This is a genomic window from Pseudodesulfovibrio aespoeensis Aspo-2 (assembly GCF_000176915.2).
GTDB classification, from domain to species: domain Bacteria; phylum Desulfobacterota; class Desulfovibrionia; order Desulfovibrionales; family Desulfovibrionaceae; genus Pseudodesulfovibrio; species Pseudodesulfovibrio aespoeensis.
Genome location: NC_014844.1, coordinates 3,149,214 through 3,168,253, shown reverse-complemented (window position 1 = coordinate 3,168,253; position 19,040 = coordinate 3,149,214). Strand labels below are relative to the sequence as shown.

Sequence of the window (19,040 nt, the reverse complement as noted above, 5' to 3'; positions counted from 1 at the left end):
GGACAGCCCCTAATTTTTTGGGATGGCAGAGAATGAAGACCAGAAAGGATAACCTCGCGCAGTTGTGCGAGGAGGGGTATGTCGTCGAGCCGGGGCAGAAGTTCGTGGTGGACGATTTCCGGCCAGGGGACGCCCTTGGCGTGGCCCGGTTGTATTACAGGGTATACGGGGACATGTTCCCGATCGATCATGTCTACGACCCGCAGGAGTTGGCTCGGATCAATGCGGGCGATGACCTGTATCAGGCTGTTGGCCGCACTGACAAGGGCGACATCGTGGGGCTCTACGCCCTGTTTCGCAATCCTCCGGGCCGGAAGATCATGGAGGCTGGATCGTGGATCGTGCATCCCGACTACCGGACAACGTCGCTGGGGTTGCGTCTGGCCCGCAAGATCCACAACAAGCCGCCGGAGCATCTCGGGCTTGATGTCATTTCCGGGCAATGCGTGTGCGACCACCTGACCACCCAGAAGCTCGGCAAGGTCGTCGGCGCGTGTACCTGTGCCCTGGAAATAGAACCGATGCCGCCCAGGCCGATCTCGGAGGGCGGGGCCTATGGCCGCATCTCCCTGCTCGACCAGTTCTGCATTCTGCATGACCGGCCCCACGATATTTTCCTGCCGACCCGGTACGCGGACGCGCTTCGCGCCATTTGCGAGGGCGAGGGGCTCACGCGGACGTTTGTGGAGGATGTGCCGCCGCAGTCAGACACTGTGGCCTCGACACTGGTGATCGAGGACGCCAGTCTGGCCAAGCTGACCGTGGAGGCGGTGGGCGTGGACTTTGCCCGGCACCTTGCCGAAATGGAGCGGGCGAAGCCAGACATGCATGTCTATCAGCTCGTGTTGCCGTTGTGGCGTCCGGGCTGTTCCCTTGCCGTGGAAGCGGCCCGGGCAAGGGGCTATTTCTTCGGCGGCCTGCTTCCCCAGTGGTATGACCGGGACGGGCTGCTCCTGCAAAAGGTCGCGGGAACGCCGGACTTCGACAAGATCAAGCTCTTCTCGCCGCAAGGACAGGGGCTGCTCGACATCATCAGGGCCGACTGGCAATCCCTGCACGCCGGAGGGTAACTCCGGACTGCCCGCTGGTGGGCAGGGCCGTCGGGTCTTGCCACACCGGCTCTGTCGCATAAAAAAAGGCCCGGACCTAAGTCCGGGCCTTTGTCGTTGGCGAGGCGGAGAGCCTACATGTCGATGATCTTCTTGGCCGTGTCGTCCATGACGTCGGTGATGAACTTGATGCCGGTCTCGCGCTCGGTCTCGCGGTTGCCCGAGGCGATGTCGTGGCGGGCGATGTCCTCCAGAGCGAACTTGCGTGCGCCGCACATGAGCTGCTGGAGTCCGGCGGAGAGCTTGTCCACCAAGCACCAGATGGCGATGGCGCCCAGGGGCACGCGCTTCATCTCGTCCCTGCCGACCTTCTTCTCCACATCCTGGTAACAGGCGAAGATCTCCTCGGCGGAGCTGCCGTAGCAGGAGACCGCGGCAGGCAGCTTGTCCCAGTTGCCGCAGACCTGCTCGCGTCTCTCGGGATGGAGCACGCCCTCGATGTTGGAGCCGAGGAAGCCGGGGATCATCATGGCCCGGCCCATGCAGATGAGCTTGGTGTAGGGCGCGCCTAGGGCCAGGGCCTTGAAGATGGTGCTGCCCTTGGCGAATCCGCCGGCAAAGGACATGTCCACCACGCGCTTGCCCCTGGCCGCGAGGCGGCTGGCGTACTCGTGGGCCTTGGCGTGCAGCAGGATGGAGGGCACGCCCCAGCTCTCCATCATGTTCCAGGGGCTCATGCCCGTGCCGCCGCCAGAGCCGTCCATGGTCAGCAGGTCGAGCTCGGCCTCGGAGGCGAACTTGATGGCCATGGCCAGGGCCTCCATGCCGTAGGAGCCGGTCTTCAGCGAGATGCGCTTGAAGCCGAGGCCGCGCAGGTACTTGATGGAGTTCATGAACTCCTCGTGGACCTGCTCGTAGGTGGAGAGGTTGGTGTAGCCAAGGCGGCTGTGGCGGGCGAAATGCTTGACCGAGCCGCGCTTGTAGCCTTCCTGCACCTCCGGCTTTTCCGGGTCCGGGTCCACGAGATAGCCGCGCTGCTTGAGGAACAGGGCATAATCCAGGCTGGAGACCTCGATCTCGCCGCCGATGTTCTTGGCGCCCTGGCCCCACTTGAGTTCAAGGATGACCTTGTCGCCATATTTCTCGGCCAGGTATTCGGCCACACCGTTGCGGGTGTCCTCCACGTTCATCTGGACGATGATCGCGCCGTAGCCGTCGTAGTAATTCATGTAGGTGTCGATGCGGCGCTCAAGCTCCGGGGCCTTGGTGATGCGGCCCTTGTTGATCTCGGACTTGCGGTCCACGCCGACCACGTTCTCGCCCACCACGATGGGAGCGCCCACCAGGGCGCAGCCCACGGCAAAGGAATCCCAGTACTTGGCGGCGATGAAGGTGGAGCCGAGCGCGCCGGTCATGAACGGCACGCGACACTTGGTCTTCTCCTGCGCGCCAAAGGAGGTCTCCAGGCTGACATCAGTGAAGAGCAGGTCCTGCTCGGTATTGACCGAGCCCATGGCGCCGTAGTTCAGCCCCTGGATGCGCAGCGAGTTGTAGGACACGCCCACATGGGTGGTGTTGCCGCTTCCGGCTGTGACCAAGCCGAAATCGCGGGGATAGAGAATCTCGCGGCCACGCAGGGACGACATCCAGGTCTCGCATTTGCCCTGACAGTCTGCCCGACACAGGGTACACAGCCCGGACTCGATCGCGTTGCCGCGGTTCACACTTCCAAGCACATCATTGCTTTTTGGCCAGTTCATTTGATCGGTACTCCCTTCAAAAGTGTAGATTTTCGGGAGACACAATTAGCAATTATGCCCTTCTTTGTCACCAATAATCAGCTGTGAAAATTGAAAAACCACAAACTTGTAGAATGTGTAGTTTTGCCGCTGGCAAAGGGCAAAATATTTGCCCTTTGTGGACAATCGGGCTGTGAGGGAGGGGGCGTGGCCGCATGGCAGGCAGCGGCAAACAGGCGTATGGGAGCAAACGGGTTGGCGTGAAGCGGGCCAGGACAGCGCAGGGTGGCGTCCTGGTCTTACGGTCATGATGGAGGGGGCCTTTTTCAAGGCGAAACCCCGGAGCCGGGGCCTGATGCCTGGAGTCGACTATCCCGGATAGGATTCCATGAACAGCCGTTCGGCGGTGGCATCGCCGATGACCAGGAGCGAGTCGGCGTCGTCGAGGGGGGCGTGCGGGTCGGGGTTGACTTCGAGTTTTTCGCCACGGACCACGGCGATGACGCTGCATCCGGTGTCCTGACGCAGCTGGCTGTTCATGAGGCTCTTGCCCGCCAGGGAGGAGTGGACCCGGACCCGGAAGATGTTCAGCCCCTCGGTCAGGGTGAGCACCTTGCCCGGGCTGAGGAGGTTGATGACCGTGTTGGCGGCGATGGTGGAGTAGGACATGACCAGGTTGGCCCCGGCCTTGTGCAGCACGTTGATGTTGCGGTCCAGGGTGGCCCGGCTGATGATCTGGATGTCCGGGCGCAGTCTGCGGCAGTAGATGGTCAGGTAGATGTTCAGGTCGTCGTTGTGGGTGGTGACAAAGACCGACGGGGCCTCGTTGATGCCTGCGGCCACGAGCACGTCCAGATCCGAGGCGCTGCCGTGGACAAAATGGTCACCATCGCCGACGAGCTTGGGGTTCTTCTCCACGATGCGGTATTCCACGCCCTGCTGGGAGAGCGTTTGTGCTGCTGCGCGGCCCACCCTGCCGCCGCCCAGGATGAGCACCGGGGCGGCCACGGGCGGCGGCGGTCCGGCGAACCGGTCAAAGGCGTCCAGCTGTTCCTGGGTTCCGGCCAGGACAAAGACCGAGTTGGGGGTGATGACCGTGTCCGGGCGGGGTGTTTCTATGCGGCCTCGCTCCCACAACCCCACGATGTTCATGCCCGTGGCGTCGCGCAGGCCGCAGTCCCGGATGGTGCGCCCCACCAGCGGGGTGCCCTGGGCCGGGGCCTCGGCCAGCCGCAGCTCGTCGAAGCTGCCGATGACGTTGCTCCGGGTGCCTGTGGCCAGGGTCCGCCGGGCCAGCATCTCGCCGAGCATGCGCATGAACTGGTAGACGTGGCTGGCTCCGGCCAGTTGCAGGATATCCACGGATTCGCCGGAATCGGCGTTGGCCACGATGGTCACGTCCGGGGCCACCTCGCGGATGGTGTAGGCCGCATTGGTGTTTTTCATGTCGTCGCTCAGGACCACGACCATGGCGGCCTTGTTCGTCCGAAGCCGGGCATAGGTTTCAGAGTCGTCCGAGTCGCCCACCACGGCCTTGTATCCCTGGTCCATCAGGTCGAGCGCGTGATGCACGTCGGGGACCAGGATGCAGTAATCGAAGTTGAACTGACCAAGGCGCGAGGCCAGGGCCAGGGCCACAGGGTCGGCGCCCACGATGATCAGGTGGCCGGACGCGTTCTCGGGCATTGCGCGGACGGCGCGGGACTTGGACTGTGCGTCCAGAAAAGGGGCGTAGAAGAACTGGATGAAGGTGAAGGGGAGCATGACCAGCAGGAACACGATGCCCGAAAGCAGCACCACCAGGGAGAATATCCTGCCCAGGTCCGTGGCGAAGGTGATGTCGCCAAAGCCCAGTGTGGACATGACTGTCAGGGTCCAATAGAAGCCCGTGATCCAGGAGAACTCCTGTCCTTCGCGCTCCATGAGCACATGAAACAGGAAGCTGTACAGGGTGATGAAGAAGAGCAGGAATACAATGAACTTGACCAGGGAGCCCAGGTTGCGCTGGGCGCGCCGGTCCTGAATGAGGTAGAGTATCTGGGACGGAATGAACTTCATGGCGTTGGTCCCGTGGTTTTGTCAGATCCTGGACATTGGGGCCAGATGGAATCAGGCGGATTGGCCGGTTTTGGCCGCCTTGCGGCGTTTTTTCCACTCATGCAGATGGTTGGCGTAGGCCGGAGCCTTCTGGAAGAGGAACACCCCGATCATGGCCGTGACAATGACGTAGACGCCGCTGAATATCCGCAGTTGCGGCGCGGCCAGGCTGGCGATGATGGCCGAGAACTCGCCGCGCGCCACCAGGGAGAGCCCGGCGCGGGCCGCGATCTTCGGGGTCAGGCCCGAAATGCGTCCGCCGAAGTAGCCGGTCAAGAGTTTGCCCGCCACGGCCCAGACCACGCACAGGCCGAGCAGAATCGGCATGGGTACGCCTTCGCCCAGGGTGACCGTGGTGCCGAACCAGAAGAAGAAGAAGGGGAGCATGATGTTGCGCAGCGGCATGAAGAGCTGCTCCAGATCATGCGCCTTGCCGGTCTCCGAGAGCATGACCCCGGCCAGGAACGCGCCCAGGATCTCGGACAGTCCCAGCCAGAGCGCCAGTCCGGCGTATCCCAGAGCGATGCCCGCCGCGAACAGGGGCATGAAGTCCTTCTGGATGTGCCTGCCCACGAACACGGACATGCGCCGGAATCCGAAAAAGGCGATGAGCACGGCCCCGGCCACGAAGAGCACGATCTTGAGGGTGAGCAGTCCGGCGAATCCGGCGGTCATCTCGCCGCCGCCCTGGGTGGCGGCGATGAAGGTGACCAGCAGGGGCGCCACCAGATCCTCGAAAATGAGCAGGCCCAGGATGAACTCGGACTCCGGGTTGGCGAGGCGTTTTTCCTCTTCGAGCATCTTGACCGTGATGGACGAGCTGGTGGCGTAGCCCACCGAGCCGATGATGAACCCGGACAGCAGATCAAGGCCGAGCCATGTGGCGAAAGCCATGGGCACGCCGAAATTCAGGGCCACGTCGAGCAGCCCGGCGGGCCAGATGCGCCGCCCCACGTCCATCATCCGGATGAGCGGAAACTCCAGGCCCACGATGAAAAACAGGAAGACGATGCCGATTTCCGCGGCCTCGTGGATGTGGTCGTTGTGGCTCAACTGTCCGGCCAGCACGATGCCCAGGAGGATGAACACCAGCACCGACGGCACCTTGATCTTCATGGAGGTCAGGGAGGCGCCGAAAAAAGTGATCAATACGATCCCGGCAAGAAGCAAAAAGGGCAGGCTGTCCATAATGTCTCGCTTGGGCGTCTCTGGTTTCGGGCGATCCGGACCACAAGGCCGGGAGGCTGTGCCCGCTTACCGGCAGAGGTCTTCGAGGGCCTTGATCTGCTCGCGCGAGCCGATGGCCATGAGCACGTCGCCCGCAGTGATGACCTCGGAGATGTCGGGGCTGCCGATGATTATGCCGCCCCGGTCAATGCCGATGATGGTGGAGCCGGTCATTTTCCTGATCTGGGATTCGGCGATGGTCTTGCCCAGGAGCTGGCTCGACGGCTCGATCCTGAGCCACTCGATGCGCACCGACTTGAGCAGCAGGTCCATCCGGTCGTCGGCCACTGGCTGGTAGTCCACGCCGAGCAGGATGGCGCCGAGCTTGCGGGACTCCTCGTCGCTAAACTGGACAGTGGTCAGCGGATCGTCGTCCGGGTCGTCGAAATAGTATATCTCCCTGTTGCCCGTGAGGTGCAGCAGGACCACGATGTGCTTCCCGCTCACCGTTGTCATGGAATATTTCTTCCCGATTCCGGGCAGATCCGTTGTTTTCACTTCCATGCTGACCTCCAGCGTCGTTGTGTGCAAGTCTCTGTATACCTGTGAACAAAGGCCCTGTAAACGGATAGCGGCGTCAGCGTTCTTGCACTGCGAGCGCTCGGGGGTGCCGTGGTCAGGTCAGCCGTCCGATTTCTGCTGAATCTTGGCCCAGGAGTCGCGCAGGGTGGCCGTGCGGTTGAAGACCAGCCGCCCGCCCGGCACGTGATCGCGCGTATCCGAGCAGAAGTAGCCGGTGCGCTCGAACTGGAAGTTGACGCCCGGCTCCATGCGGGCCAGGGCCGGTTCCACCCAGCAGTCGGCCAGCACTTCAAGGGAGGCAGGGTCCACATAGTCGGTGAAGCTCTTGCCCTCCTCGACGGCATTGGGGTTGTCGCAGGTGAAGAGGTTGGCGTAGTTGCGCACCTCGGCCCTGAGGGCGTGGGCTGTCGAGACCCAGTGCAGGGTGCCCTTGATCTTGCGGCCATCCTTGGACCAGCCGCCGCGCGTCTCTGGATCGTAGGTGGCGCGGATCTCGGTGATGGTGCCGTCCGCGTCGCGGTCGAATCCGGTGCAGGTGACGTAGTAGGCAAAACGCAGCCGCACCTCGCGGCCCGGCGCGAGGCGGAAGAACTTTTTGGGCGCTTCCTCCATGAAATCGGCCCGCTCGATCCACAGCTCGCGGGTGAAGGGGACCACGCGCGAGCCCATGGACTCGTCCTCCGGGTGGAGCGGCATGGTGAATTCGTCCAGCCCGTCCTCGGGATAGTTCTCGATGACCAGCCTGACCGGGTCCATGACGCCGAGATAGCGCGGGGCGCGGTCGTTCAGGTCCTGGCGCACGCAGTGCTCCAGCAGGGCGTATTCCACGGTGGAGTCCGACTTGGCCACGCCGATGCGGTCGCAGAAATCGCGCAGGGAGTATGGGGTGAAGCCGCGTCGGCGCAGTCCGCAGATGGTGGGCATGCGCGGGTCGTCCCAGCCCGAGACGAATCCCTCCTGCACCAGCTGGATGAGCTTGCGCTTGGAGAGCACGGTGCCGGTGATGTTCAGCCGGGCGAATTCATACTGGTAGGGCCGCTCGTTGAAGCCGGGCAGGGCGGCCAGCTCCTCGTACACGGCGGCGTTGCGCCCGAAGAGCGCGGGCATGCGCAGTCCCTGCATCAGGGTGTCCACGCACCAGTCGTAGAGGGGGCGGTTGTTCTCGAACTCCAGGGTGCAGATGGAGTGGGTGACGCCTTCGATGGCGTCGGACAGGCCGTGGGTGAAATCGTACATGGGGTAGATGCACCACACGTCGCCGGTGCGGTGGTGGGTGGCGTGCTTGATGCGGTACAGGGCAGGGTCGCGAAGCATGACGTTGGGCGCGGCCATGTCGATCTTTCCGCGCAGGATGCACGCGCCGTCGGGCAGCTCGCCCGCGCGCATGGCCCGGAACAGGGCGAGGTTCTCCTCCACGCTCCGGTCACGGTGGGGCGAGTCGGTCCCCGGCTCCTTGAGGGTGCCCCGGTTGGCGCGGATCTCGTCGGCGCTCTGATGATCCACGTAGGCCTTGCCCATCTTGATGAACAGCTCGGCGATGCAGTAGAGTTTCTCGAAATAGTCCGAGGCGTAGAAATTGGCGTCCCACGTGAAGCCGAGCCAGCTCACGTCCTCCTTGATGGAGTCCACGTACTCGACATCCTCCTTGACCGGGTTGGTGTCGTCGAAGCGCAGGTTGCACTTGCCCTGGTAGTCGCGGGCCAGGCCGAAGTTGAGGCAGATGGACTTGGCGTGGCCGATGTGCAGGTAGCCGTTGGGCTCGGGAGGGAAGCGGGTGTGCACGCGGCCATCGTACTTGCCGGTCTGGTTGTCCTTGTCGATGATGGTGCGGATGAAGTCCTTGCCTCTCTCGGGGGCCTCTGGCGTGTTGCTCATGTGCGGTTTCCTTGCTGCCATTTGGGGCGGGCGGGCGCTGCCCTGTCCATGTTGATTGCCGGGTGCTGATGAAACGGGGAATGATAATCGCGCCGGGTCAACGAAATACGGGAAAACCGCTGGCTGGTCAACGCGTCCCTGCCCGCAACGCGCTCCTGTCTATAACGCGCCCTTGTCTGGGATGCGCCTTTGTCTGGGACGCGCTCTTGTCCTTGCGGGCGAAAGCAGACACAATGGGCGGCAAGAGAATATGGAGGAAGACCATGACCCTGTTCACCGTCAATGCCGAAACGTGCGCGCGCGACGGCCTGTGCGCCTCGGTGTGCCCTGCCGGGTGCATCGACTGGCAGCCGGGCGAACTGCCCGTGCCCCATGAGAAGAAGTTCGCCTATTGCATCGGGTGCGGCCATTGCGTGGCCGTCTGTCCCCACGGGGCGCTGCACCTGGACCGGTTCCCCGCCGGACCGGTGTCCCTCGACAGCGGGCACAGGCCATCGCTTGAGCAGGTGGAGCAGCTGCTCCTGGGGCGGCGGTCCATGCGCGCCTACAAGCCCGAGCCGCCGGACCGCGATCTGGTGGCGCGGCTGCTCGACCTGACCCAGTACGCGCCCTCGGGCCACAACGCCCGCCCGGTGCGCTGGGTGGTGGTTTCCACCCCGCAGGGCGTGCGCACCGTGGCCGAGGCCATCGTGGACTGGATGCGCGACGAGGCTCAGCGGGAGACCCCGCTGGCCGCGACCCTGCACCTGGCCGGGCTGGTGGCTGCCTTTGATGCGGGCGTTGACATGATCTGCCGGGACGCGCCCATGCTGGCCGTGGCCCATGCGCCCACGCGCGGGGTGACCCCGCTTGAGGACGGCATCATCGCCGTGACCTATCTGGAGCTGGCCGCGTCCGGAGCCGGGCTTGGCGCGTGCTGGTGCGGCTACCTGCGCGCCGCGGCCCTGCACGATGCGGGCGTGCGCCGCCTGTTGGGCATCCCGGACGACCACACCTGCTGCGGCGCGCTCACCCTTGGCAGGCCCGCCCGCCGTTTCGTGGCCGCGCCGCCACGGCCCAGGGCCGACGTGCGCTGGCTGTGACGGTCCCGGATCAATAGACGCTGAAGGGGAAGTAGCGGCGGCTGATGGCGGCAAAGTCGCCGTTGGCCCGGATGGTCCTCAACCCCTGGTTGAGCTGGTCGCGCAGTCCGGTGTCGCCCTTGCGCACAGCGATGTGGGCCGGGGCGTGGGCAAACTGCTCGTTGGTCAGGGCCGGGCCGATGATGTCGCACCCCTTGCCCGCCTCGCCCTTGAGAAACTCCAGCCCGGCCAGGAGCGGGGTCAGGCAGAGGTCTGCCCGGCCACGGGCCACGGCCAGGAAGGCCTCCTCCATGGACGGATGCCCTTCGACCACGGCCACTGCGCCGTAGGTCTCGCGCAGGTAGGCGAGCTGGGCCGTGTCCTCCTGCGAGACCAGGGTCCAGCCGCGCAGGGCCTCGGGCGAAGTGTCGTGGTCCATGCCCGCCCGCCCGATGAACCCGGTCTTTGAGCGCAGGTAGTAGTTGGTGAAGTCCGCGAATTCAAGCCTGTCGGGCTTGACGGCCATGCAGGCCACGATGGCGTCGTGCTGGCCGTGGGCCAGTCCGGGCAGCAGTTCGTTCCAGGGCAGGGCCACGATGACGCACTCCCGGCCCATGGCCCTGGCCAGGGCGTGGGCGATGTCCACGTTGAACCCGGCCATCCGGCCCGCCTCGTCCGCATAGCTGTAGGGCGGATAATGGTCTTCCACTGCCACCCGCAGGGGCTGATCCGCCAGGGCCGTGGAGGCCAGGAGGCACAGGAGGCCAAGGGCGGCGATCAGGCGCGGCATGGCCGGCCCGCTAGGCCCTGGGTTGCAGTGGCTTCTTGCAGTGCTTGAGGAATTTCTGGGCTTCGATGAACTCCGGGTTGAGGCTCAGGGCCTGCTCCAGATTCTCGACGCACAGGTCGTTGAGGCCTTTCTCGTAGTAGACGCGGGCCAGGTTGAAATAGACGTTCTCGTCGTCCTCGACTATTTCGAGGGACTTGGTGTAGTAGCGGATGGACTCGTCGTAGTGGCCGTTCTTGCGCAGGGAGATGCCGAACTGGTTGAACTTCTGCCGGTGTTCATAGGTGAACGCCTCGCTGACGCCGAGCAGGGTGTTCAGCACCTTCTTGAGTTTGTCGAAGTCCTTTTTCTCCGAGTAGACCTCGCCCAGGCCGTAGTTGGCCTCCACGCTCTTGTCGTCAATCATGAGCGCCTTGATGAACTGCCGCTCGGCCTCGTCGAGGTTGCCCGCCTTGAAGGCGTCCTCGCCCATCTTGAGCTTGCGGCTCAGGGTTTCGAGGGCCGGGACCGTGTGGATGCGGTAGTAGGTCGGCTCCGGGGTGTACTGCTTGAGAAAGTCCATCTCGCCGAGCACGCTGCGCACGCCCGACGGGACGTGGTGGGCGTTGAGCGGCTGCACTTCGAACTCGGTGGCCGAGAGCTGGCGCGCGTACCAGTGGGTCAGGTTCTGATGCTTGCCCTGCGTGCCGCCAGAGCCGATGTCCGCATCCAGCAAAAGGGAATATACGCCCAGGATCAATGGATAGTTGCTCACTTTGAATCTCTCCCCGCGGTCTGTCCGCATTCGTATCCGGAAACCCTTGTGGCCGTCGACGAGTGGCGAATGGATATGACATGAAAATATATTCCAGCCAGTAATAAAAAGCAATAACTCTTCTTGTCTTGCCGGGCGGGGAGCAGCCGGCCGCGACGGGAAAAGCCCCGGTCGGGGCTTTTCTGGTGGCCGGGGTGGTTGGCCGGGAGGAGGGTGCGGGTGGTGCCGTGTGCGTCCCGTTTCCGGTCGGGATCACTCGCAGGGCCGCCAGGGTTCGTTGAGCTTTCGGTCCGAGCCAGCCAGGGGGATGACGCTCGGCAGCATGGCCCCGATCAGCGGGGTGAAGGGGTGGTAGTTGTAGATCACCGCCACCTCGACCAGCTGACAGGGGCCGCCTGCGTCGTCCGCCGTGCCGTCGCCCGTGGCCGCGGTCTCGGGCCAGGAGCGCACGGTGATTTCGGTGCCGCCATTGTCGAGGTGTTCGAGCCACGACTCGGTGGTCGCGAGGATCTGGGCCATGCGGGTTCCCTGCTCGTCGCCCTGGCCGGTGGAGGCGAAGCGCGCGCCGCTCTGGGCCGCCTTCTGGATGGTCAGCCAGGAGTAGAACATGGTCCCGGCCTCGATGGTGGCCATGGCCATGGCCAGCATGAAAGGCAGGATCAGGGCGAATTCCATGGTGGTCATGCCCCGGCGGCGGGAGTCTGTGGAGTGTTGGTGCAGCATGTGTTCCTCCTAGTTCAGGAGCCGCCAGCCCAGTTGCTTGCCGATCTTCTTGAAGACATCCGGGATGTCGTAGACCGACGGGGCGTCGAAATAGTGGTCGTTTGTCCCGGCCTTGCTCGACGCGATCTGCTTCATGAGGGAGATGTCGGTGTTGTCGGACACGCCGAAGCGGATGGCGAAGATCTCGATGCCCTCGTCCTTGGCCAGTTGTGCCTCGGCCAGCATGTCCTGGTTGAGCACGCCGCCGTCCTGGCAGTGGGCAGTGTCCACGCCCATGCCGTAATAGGCGTTGGTCCAGTAGTTGTTGGGCCTGAACGAGGCCCGGTAGGAGCCGCCGCATTCGCCGTCCTCGGTGTCGCCGTCGGTCAGCACGATCATGATCTTGCGGAAGTCCTTCTTGTCGCCCGCCTGGGTGTAGGGGGCCTCTGGCGTGAGCATGTGGCGCGCCCACTTGATGCCCTCGGAGATGACCGTGCCCGACGCGCTGCCCAGCGCGGTCTGGGAGTTGATGCCTTCGACGATGTCGCCCTTGTCCTGGCTCAGGGGCCTGGATTCCGGGATGCTGGAGCAGGTGTCGAGGTCGATCTGGTTTCTGTAGTAGGACGAGAGCGCCCAGTACATGCTCATGAAATCCTCGTGGATGCCGGTGTTGACCGAGCCGTCGGCGTTGCGGCAGCCCGCTTCGAGCCCGTCCACGTCGCCGCCCAGGCGCACCTTGCCGCGAAAGGCCACCAGCCCGACCTTGGTGTCCGGCTGCTGCCCGTCCGGGATGAGCAGGTCGGTCAGGCCGATGGACGCCTCCTTGACCAGGTTGATGGGCGTGCCCTTCATGGAGCCGGAGTTGTCGATGACAAAGACGATCTCAAGCTTGTTGAACCCGGCTGCGGCCCCGGCCTCGACCCACTGGTCGGCCAGGTTGAGGAAGCCCATGACCAGCAGGTTGACCTTGGCCTTGGCCGTGACCACCACGCTGCGCACCTCGGTGCCGGGGGAGACGCTCTCGACCACGGCATCGGGCATGTTGGTGTGGATCATGTCGCTCACGGCCTGCTGGACGATGCCCTTGCTCAGGTCCGGGTCATAGGGCAGCTCCAGGCTGCCGGCCAGGGCGCCCGCGTCCACCGCGGCCTGGAGCCGGGTGTGGGTGACGTACATGTTGCCCATGTCCACGGCCAGCCCGGCCACGGCCAGCAGCACCGGCAGCAGCAGGGCGATGAAGGTGCTGGCCGCGCCGCTCTCGGACCTAGGGCAGGGGCATTGTGGTCTGGGCGACGAGTTCGAGGGACGCCTGACTGGTGAGCAGCTCGAGGGCGTTCTGGATGAACGGGTGGTAGGCATAGGAAACCTCGACGGTGACAGTGTTGGAGGCGGAGTCGGCGGTGACGGAGGTGGTCACGGCCTCGCTCTTGAGTCCCTGAGTGACGGCCTGGACCAGGGCCTCGATGTCCGAGGCCGTGCCGTCCATGAGCGCCATGCGCGCGCCCTCGCGGCTCGCCTGGACCACGCTCGAATAGGCGTGCATGGCCCCGGCACCTTCCACGAGGGTGAAGAGCAAGAGGGCCATGAACGGCAGCATCAGCGCGAATTCGACTGCGGCCAGTCCCCGGCGTGAATCGTCCCGCTTCCTCATGTGCATATCTCCTTAACAAAGGACAGGCTCCGTGCAACGGCCCTGACAGCGGGCCGAACGCCCTTGTCATAGCAATGGGTGTGCCATCATGGGGTGCCGGGCAACGTTTCATTGCATATCGCTGTTATTCATTGATATTTGAAAGATCGTCCCTCAGCCGGGTCCGGCGCGGGCCCGGTGTTCAAACATGGATATCCATTTTTCATGGATTTCCCTGCCATGACCGTGTATCGTGTCGGCAAGACAGAGGGGAAGAGGGGAGGAACCATGGCCGAGCGGATACTGGTCGTTGACGACGACCGCGCGTTTCAGGGGATGCTGGTGGAGGCCCTGATCGAGAAGGGGTATGCGGTGGACACCGCGTCCACCGCCGAGGAGGGCATCCGCAAGGCAGGGGTTATGGGGCCGGACCTGATCCTGCACGACATCAAGCTGCCGGGCATGTCGGGCCTGGACGCCCTGGCGCATCTGGCCCAGGCCGCGCCGGGCGTGGATGTCATCGTCATGACCGGCTACGCGTCCAAGGATTCCGGGGTGCAGGCCATGCAGCGCGGGGCCTACGACTACTTCACCAAGCCCTTTTCCCTGGTGGAGATGGAGGTGGTGGTGCGCCGCGCGCTGGAGAAGCGGCGGCTCCAGCAGGAGCTGGCCGAGCTCAAGCAACGCGGCAAGGAGAGCCCGCTCAACGCCATCATCGGCCAGTCCGCGCCCATGCGCGCCCTCAAGGAGCGCATCGCCAGGGTGGCCGGGCTCAACGCCGATGTCCTGATCCTGGGCGAGACCGGCACCGGCAAGGAGCTGGTCTCGGACACCATCCACACCCTGAGCGCACGGGCCAGGGGGCCGTTCGTCAAGATCAACTGCGCGGCCATCCCGGAAAATCTCATCGAGAGCGAACTGTTCGGCCACGAGAAGGGGGCCTTTACCGGGGCCGCCGCTGCCAAGGCGGGCAAGTTCGAGCAGGCCAAGTCCGGCACCATCCTGCTGGACGAGATCGGCGACATGCCGCTCAATCTCCAGCCCAAGCTGCTGCGCGCCGTGGAGCAGAAGCAGGCCGAGCGGTTGGGCGGGGCCAAACCCGTGACCTATGACGTGCGCATCATCGCGGCCACCAACCAGGAGCTGGAAAGGCGCGTGGAGAGCGGCGCGTTCCGCAGCGATCTCTACTACCGGCTCAACGTGGCCACTCTGCTCCTGCCGCCGCTGCGCCAGCGCAAGGACGACCTGCCGCTCCTGGCCGAGTTCTTCCTGGACCGGGCCAACCGGCGGCTGGGCACGGACATCTGCGCCATCTCCCAGCAGGCCATGGAGATATTCTTCAACTACGACTGGCCGGGCAATGTCCGCCAGTTCGCCAATGCGGTGGAGCGGGCGGCCATCTTCTGCACCTCGACAGTCATTACCCCCGGCGACGTGGATCAGGCGTTCTCCAACAAGCGGCCCGCCGGAACCTGCGACCCGTGCCCGCCGCAAGCCGCGCCCGGCGCAACGATTGCCCAGGCCGCAGCCGAGGCGGACGGGCTGCCGCTCCGGCAGGCCCTGGTCCGCTTCGAGCGGGCGCGCATCGAGGACGCCCTGCGCCGGGCCAGGGGCGTGCAGACCGATGCTGCCGCCAGCCTGGGCATCTCGGCCAAGAACCTCTGGAACAAGCTCCAGAAGCACGGCATGGATCCGACCGCCTTCAAGGGATAGCGACAGGACACAGATGTCTCCGCAAGGGGCTGGGCTTCGGCGCAGCCCCTTTTTCGCGTGCCTTTGCGCCCGCAAACGCACCCCTCTCCGACTCCTGGGTGCGCCATCCATTTTTCGTGTATTTGCGTATTCTCCCGAATCATTTGGAGTTTTCAGGGAAGCAGCCCGGCTTCGGCAGCCCGGAGCAGTCCACTGATCGTGGATTCGTGCCTGGGGCCGAAAGGGTCGCGAGGAGGGCAATTCGTGCGCTGAGAAATTTTTATTGTAAAAATTACAGCATGTTGATGTGTGTTTTTTCATCGGTCTGCGGCGGTGGCACAGCGGTTGCTATTGTCGGGGCGTGGCTGGTGCGAATCCTCGCAAAACGAATTTCAGGCCCCTTGAGGGTCGGGACCAAAAAAAGAAACCAAGGAGAAAAGCAATGTCCAAGATCATGAACCTGATCATGAATGAAGAAGGCGCGACCGCTCTTGAATACGGTCTGCTCGCAGCCCTGATCGCCGCGGCCATCGTCGGCGCAGTCACCACCCTGGGCGGCGTCGTGTCCACCACCTTCAGCTCCATCGCCACGAGCATGCAGGCGGCCACCGCCACCGCTCCGTAGGCCGGGCGTCCAACAAGCGAATCCGTATAACGGAAGCAGCAGAGCAGCCGGACCGGGGCGCGCGGGAATGCAGCCCGCCAGCCCCGGTCCTGTCGTCCGAGGGGAAAACGGACGGCAGGGCAAGGCGCTCTGATCATCGGGGGAACCATGGACCATCTCATTGCCACTATGCTCGTCGCGGCGTTGGCCGTGGCCACTGTCACCGACATCAGGCGCCAGCGCATCTACAACTGGCTGACCTTCCCGCTCATTCTTTCCGGGCTGGCCGCGCACACCCTGCACGCCGGGCTCGACGGCCTGCTGCTCAGCAGCGGCGGGTTTGCCCTGGGCCTTGGGGTCATGGTCGTGCCGTTTTTCCTGGGCCTGATGGGCGCGGGCGATGTCAAGCTCATGGCCGGGGTGGGCGCGTGGCTCGGCGCCCAGGCCGCCTTCACCGCCTTTCTCTTCACCTGCCTTGCGGGCGGGTTCTACGCCGTGGTCGTGCTCGCGCGCCATTTTGACCAGTTCAAGGCCGTGCTGGTCAACATCTGGGCCACCTTTCTGCTGGCCGCGTCCACCCGCAGGTTCGAGTACACGCCCGTGGTCGAGGCCCAGTCCATGCCCCGGTTGTGCTACGGCGTGGCCATTGCCGTGGGCACCGTGGCCGCCATGGTCGTCAACGTGGCCCAGACCGGCTCGGTCCTGGCCCGCTAACCAGGGGAGATGCTCATGAGCAGATCGGCCCGCGCACTCATCCAGATCGGCATTTCCCTGATCCTCGCCCTTGGCACGGGCGTGCTCATCTTCATGTGGACCAGCGGCGTGACCCAACAGCCCGTGGCCGCGCCCAGGGCCGAGACCGTGCCCGTGGTGGTGGCCCTGACAGACCTGCGTCCCGGAATCAAGTTGACCCCGGCAATGCTTGAAACGCGTCAATTCACCCCCGACTCGCGGCCCTCGGGCGCGTTCGGCGAGCCGGGCCTGCTGGACGGGCGCGTGCTGGGCGTGGCCGTGGGGGCCAACGAGGCCGTGACCGAGGCCAAGCTGGCCGATGCCTCGGTCATCGGCGGCGGTGTGAGCGCGCTCATCGAGCCGGGCAAGCGGGCCATGTCGGTCAAGGGCAACGCGGTCATGGGGCTGGCCGGATTCGTCCGTCCCGGCGACCGGGTGGATGTCATCGTCTCGCTGGTCCAGGGGCGCGGCAACCAGGAAGAGCCCGTGACCAAGCTGGTGCTGGAGCGGGTCAAGGTCCTGGCCACGGGCACCGAATTGCAGGCCCCGGACACAGAGGGCAAGGCCGCCTCGGTCGATGTCTACACCCTGGAGCTGACCCCGGACGAGAGCGAGCGCCTCGCCCTGGCCGCCACCCAGGGAACGCTGAATTTCGCCCTGCGCAACGCCACGGACACGGACAAGGTGCTGACCGACGGCGTCACGGTCAACAAGGCCCTGGCCGCCCTGCGTCCGGCCCCCAAGCCCGCGCCGGTCAGGCGCAACCAGGTCTCGGTCGAGGTCATCACCGGCGGCGAAACCACGACCCTGAAGTTCTAGGAGGCCGCCATGAAGACCCGCCCCCCCCGCTCTTTCCTCCTGGCTTTCCTGATGGCCCTGGCCGTGACCGTTTCGGGTCTGGTCCCCCTGGCTGTGGCCGACGTGGACGTGCTCAACACCGAGGCCCCCGGCGTCATCAGCCTGGTGGTCTCCAAGTCCACCATCCTGACCGCAGACGCGCCCGTGAGCCGCGTCTCCCTGGCCCAGCCCGAGACCGCCTCGGTGGTGGTCCTCTCGCCCACCCAGATATACATCACCGGCAGGAAGCTCGGCACCACCACCCTGACCCTGTGGTCCGGCGGGCAGGTCAGCGGCGTGTACGATCTGGTCATCACCCCGGACGTGACCCGGCTCAAGCGCATGATCCACGAGATCCTGCCGCGCGAGCGGTCGGTCCAGGTGCTTTCGTCGGGCGAGTCCATCACCCTGTCCGGCTCGGTCTCCAACACCGGCGACCTGACCTCGGTCCTCTCCCTGGCCGAGGCCGAGGCTCCGGGCAAGGTGGTCAACCTCCTGCGCGTGGACGGCGTGCAGCAGGTCATGCTCCAAGTGCGCGTGGCCGAGATGAGCCGCACCGCCCTCAAGCGCATGGGCATCAACCTGGCTGCCACTTTCTCCAATTTCACGGTCTATTCCTTCCTGAACAACCTGAGCAGTCTGGCCAACACAGGCTCCAACGTCATCGAGCTGACCGACAAGATCAACAGCGTGGTCCGCTACAACAGCGGATCGACCAACGTGGTCGGCATGCTCGACGCCCTCAAGGCGCACGGGCTGGCCCGGCTCCTGGCCGAGCCCAACCTGACCTGCGTGTCCGGCGAGTCGGCGGACTTCCTGGTGGGCGGCGAAATCCCCATCCCCAAGCCCGGCGCGCTCGGCACGGTCAGCATCGAGTTCAAGCCCTTTGGCGTGGGCCTCGAATTCACGCCCACGGTGCTCAGCTCAGGGGCCATCAACCTGCACGTCAGCCCCGAGGTGTCCGAGCTCGATTACACCAACGCCCTGCGCTACCAGGGCTACGAGATCCCGGCCATCTCCACCCGCAAGGCGTCCACCGTGGTCGATCTGGCCGACGGCCAGAGCTTTGCCATCGCCGGGCTGATCAGCGAGTCCCTGAAGGAAAACAACCACCGCTTCCCGGTGCTGGGCGACATCCCGGTGCTCGGCACGCTCTTCAGAAGCTCCGACTACCAGAAGAACAAGACCGAGCTGGTGATCATCGTCACCGCCCATCTGGTCAAGCCCCTGGACATGGCCGGGCAGACCCTGCCCGGAGACGGCTTCAAGGAGCCGACCGACTACGAATTCTACATGCTCGGTCTGCTTGAGGGCCAGGGCGCGTCCCCGGCGGCCATGGTCGGCGCGCAGGCCCGCAGCGGGTCCGAGGCGGTTGTTCGCCCGACAACGGGCTTTGACGGAGACTTCGGCCACGCCTGGCCGAGATAGGAGAAACCATGCGCAATATGCTCGTCTACGCCGCTGTTCTCGGCATCATGCTCCAGATGGGGTGCAGCCCCCTGACCCGGCACGAGGAATCCGCCGCGCCGTTCGGCGCTTCGGTGCGCCAGGCCCTGAACCAGCAGATACTCAACCCGGAGGCCGGGACCGACGCGCCCGTGGTGGGCCTGGATGGCCGCTACGCCGCCAAGGTCGGCACCACCTATCAGGAAGGGCCTAAGACCGACTCGAGCGAAGGCCAGAGCGTCTCTGAAATCATTATTCAAGGCCGATAGCCCGGCAGGCCGACGAC

18 protein-coding genes are annotated in these 19,040 nt (G+C 64.7%); 8 read left to right on the top strand and 10 right to left on the bottom strand.

Annotated elements, in window-relative coordinates:
• The first annotated feature begins 32 nt into the window (after positions 1-32).
• On the top strand, positions 33-1,070 hold the full coding sequence (locus tag DAES_RS14695; RefSeq protein ID WP_013515826.1) for a hypothetical protein: 1,038 nt from the start codon (positions 33-35) through the stop codon (positions 1,068-1,070).
• 113 nt (positions 1,071-1,183) lie between these two features.
• Here DAES_RS14695 and DAES_RS14690 read toward each other — a convergent pair whose 3' ends face one another.
• The 5 genes from DAES_RS14690 to DAES_RS14670 form a co-directional block, all read right to left on the bottom strand.
• A complete protein-coding gene (locus DAES_RS14690) occupies positions 1,184-2,809 on the bottom strand; it encodes a glutamate synthase-related protein (RefSeq protein ID WP_013515825.1) in 1,626 nt (541 codons plus the stop codon).
• A 348-nt stretch (positions 2,810-3,157) separates the two neighbouring features.
• Positions 3,158-4,846, bottom strand: a complete 1,689-nt coding sequence (locus tag DAES_RS14685; protein ID WP_013515824.1) for a potassium channel family protein — start codon at positions 4,844-4,846, stop codon at positions 3,158-3,160.
• Positions 4,847-4,897: 51 nt separating this feature from the next.
• A complete protein-coding gene (locus DAES_RS14680) occupies positions 4,898-6,073 on the bottom strand; it encodes a cation:proton antiporter (protein ID WP_013515823.1) in 1,176 nt (391 codons plus the stop codon).
• A 66-nt stretch (positions 6,074-6,139) separates the two neighbouring features.
• Positions 6,140-6,616, bottom strand: a complete 477-nt coding sequence (locus DAES_RS14675) for a cation:proton antiporter regulatory subunit (protein ID WP_013515822.1) — start codon at positions 6,614-6,616, stop codon at positions 6,140-6,142.
• 117 nt (positions 6,617-6,733) lie between these two features.
• The gene (locus DAES_RS14670; protein WP_013515821.1) at positions 6,734-8,509 is read right to left on the bottom strand and encodes a glutamine--tRNA ligase/YqeY domain fusion protein; all 1,776 of its coding nucleotides are present in this window, start codon (positions 8,507-8,509) and stop codon (positions 6,734-6,736) included.
• A 263-nt stretch (positions 8,510-8,772) separates the two neighbouring features.
• On the opposite strand from DAES_RS14670, the gene DAES_RS14665 reads away from it, so the two are divergent.
• On the top strand, positions 8,773-9,591 hold the full coding sequence (locus tag DAES_RS14665; protein WP_013515820.1) for a nitroreductase family protein: 819 nt from the start codon (positions 8,773-8,775) through the stop codon (positions 9,589-9,591).
• Between the two features lie 10 nt (positions 9,592-9,601).
• On the opposite strand, the gene DAES_RS14660 is transcribed toward DAES_RS14665, so the two are convergent.
• From DAES_RS14660 to DAES_RS14640, 5 genes are all read right to left on the bottom strand, one after another.
• Complete coding sequence (locus tag DAES_RS14660) at positions 9,602-10,360, bottom strand: substrate-binding periplasmic protein (protein ID WP_013515819.1); 759 nt, start codon at positions 10,358-10,360, stop codon at positions 9,602-9,604.
• Positions 10,361-10,370: 10 nt separating this feature from the next.
• The gene (locus DAES_RS14655; RefSeq protein ID WP_013515818.1) at positions 10,371-11,141 is read right to left on the bottom strand and encodes a tetratricopeptide repeat protein; all 771 of its coding nucleotides are present in this window, start codon (positions 11,139-11,141) and stop codon (positions 10,371-10,373) included.
• A 222-nt stretch (positions 11,142-11,363) separates the two neighbouring features.
• Complete coding sequence (locus DAES_RS14650) at positions 11,364-11,834, bottom strand: TadE/TadG family type IV pilus assembly protein (RefSeq protein ID WP_013515817.1); 471 nt, start codon at positions 11,832-11,834, stop codon at positions 11,364-11,366.
• Between the two features lie 9 nt (positions 11,835-11,843).
• Positions 11,844-13,172: a VWA domain-containing protein gene (locus DAES_RS14645; protein ID WP_083808671.1), complete on the bottom strand. Its 1,329-nt coding sequence runs from the start codon at positions 13,170-13,172 to the stop codon at positions 11,844-11,846.
• The gene (locus DAES_RS14640) at positions 13,078-13,464 is read right to left on the bottom strand and encodes a TadE/TadG family type IV pilus assembly protein (protein WP_013515815.1); all 387 of its coding nucleotides are present in this window, start codon (positions 13,462-13,464) and stop codon (positions 13,078-13,080) included. Before DAES_RS14640 ends, DAES_RS14645 begins: the two co-directional genes overlap by 95 nt.
• A gap of 267 nt (positions 13,465-13,731) precedes the next feature.
• Between DAES_RS14640 and DAES_RS14635 the strand changes: the two genes are divergently transcribed.
• The 6 genes from DAES_RS14635 (at position 13,732) to DAES_RS14610 (ending at position 19,023) form a co-directional block, all read left to right on the top strand.
• Positions 13,732-15,156, top strand: coding sequence for a sigma-54-dependent transcriptional regulator (locus DAES_RS14635; protein ID WP_013515814.1), 1,425 nt, complete (start codon positions 13,732-13,734; stop codon positions 15,154-15,156).
• A gap of 421 nt (positions 15,157-15,577) precedes the next feature.
• Positions 15,578-15,760 (top strand): Flp family type IVb pilin, encoded by a 183-nt coding sequence (locus DAES_RS14630; RefSeq protein ID WP_013515813.1) that lies wholly within the window; start codon positions 15,578-15,580, stop codon positions 15,758-15,760.
• A 147-nt stretch (positions 15,761-15,907) separates the two neighbouring features.
• Entirely contained in the window at positions 15,908-16,453 is a 546-nt protein-coding gene (locus DAES_RS14625; RefSeq protein ID WP_013515812.1) for an A24 family peptidase, read from the top strand.
• A 15-nt stretch (positions 16,454-16,468) separates the two neighbouring features.
• Entirely contained in the window at positions 16,469-17,290 is an 822-nt protein-coding gene (gene cpaB, locus DAES_RS14620; RefSeq protein ID WP_013515811.1) for a Flp pilus assembly protein CpaB, read from the top strand.
• A 9-nt stretch (positions 17,291-17,299) separates the two neighbouring features.
• The gene (locus DAES_RS14615) at positions 17,300-18,736 is read left to right on the top strand and encodes a type II and III secretion system protein family protein (protein ID WP_013515810.1); all 1,437 of its coding nucleotides are present in this window, start codon (positions 17,300-17,302) and stop codon (positions 18,734-18,736) included.
• 8 nt (positions 18,737-18,744) lie between these two features.
• Positions 18,745-19,023 (top strand): hypothetical protein, encoded by a 279-nt coding sequence (locus DAES_RS14610; protein ID WP_013515809.1) that lies wholly within the window; start codon positions 18,745-18,747, stop codon positions 19,021-19,023.
• Positions 19,024-19,040: the final 17 nt, after the last annotated feature.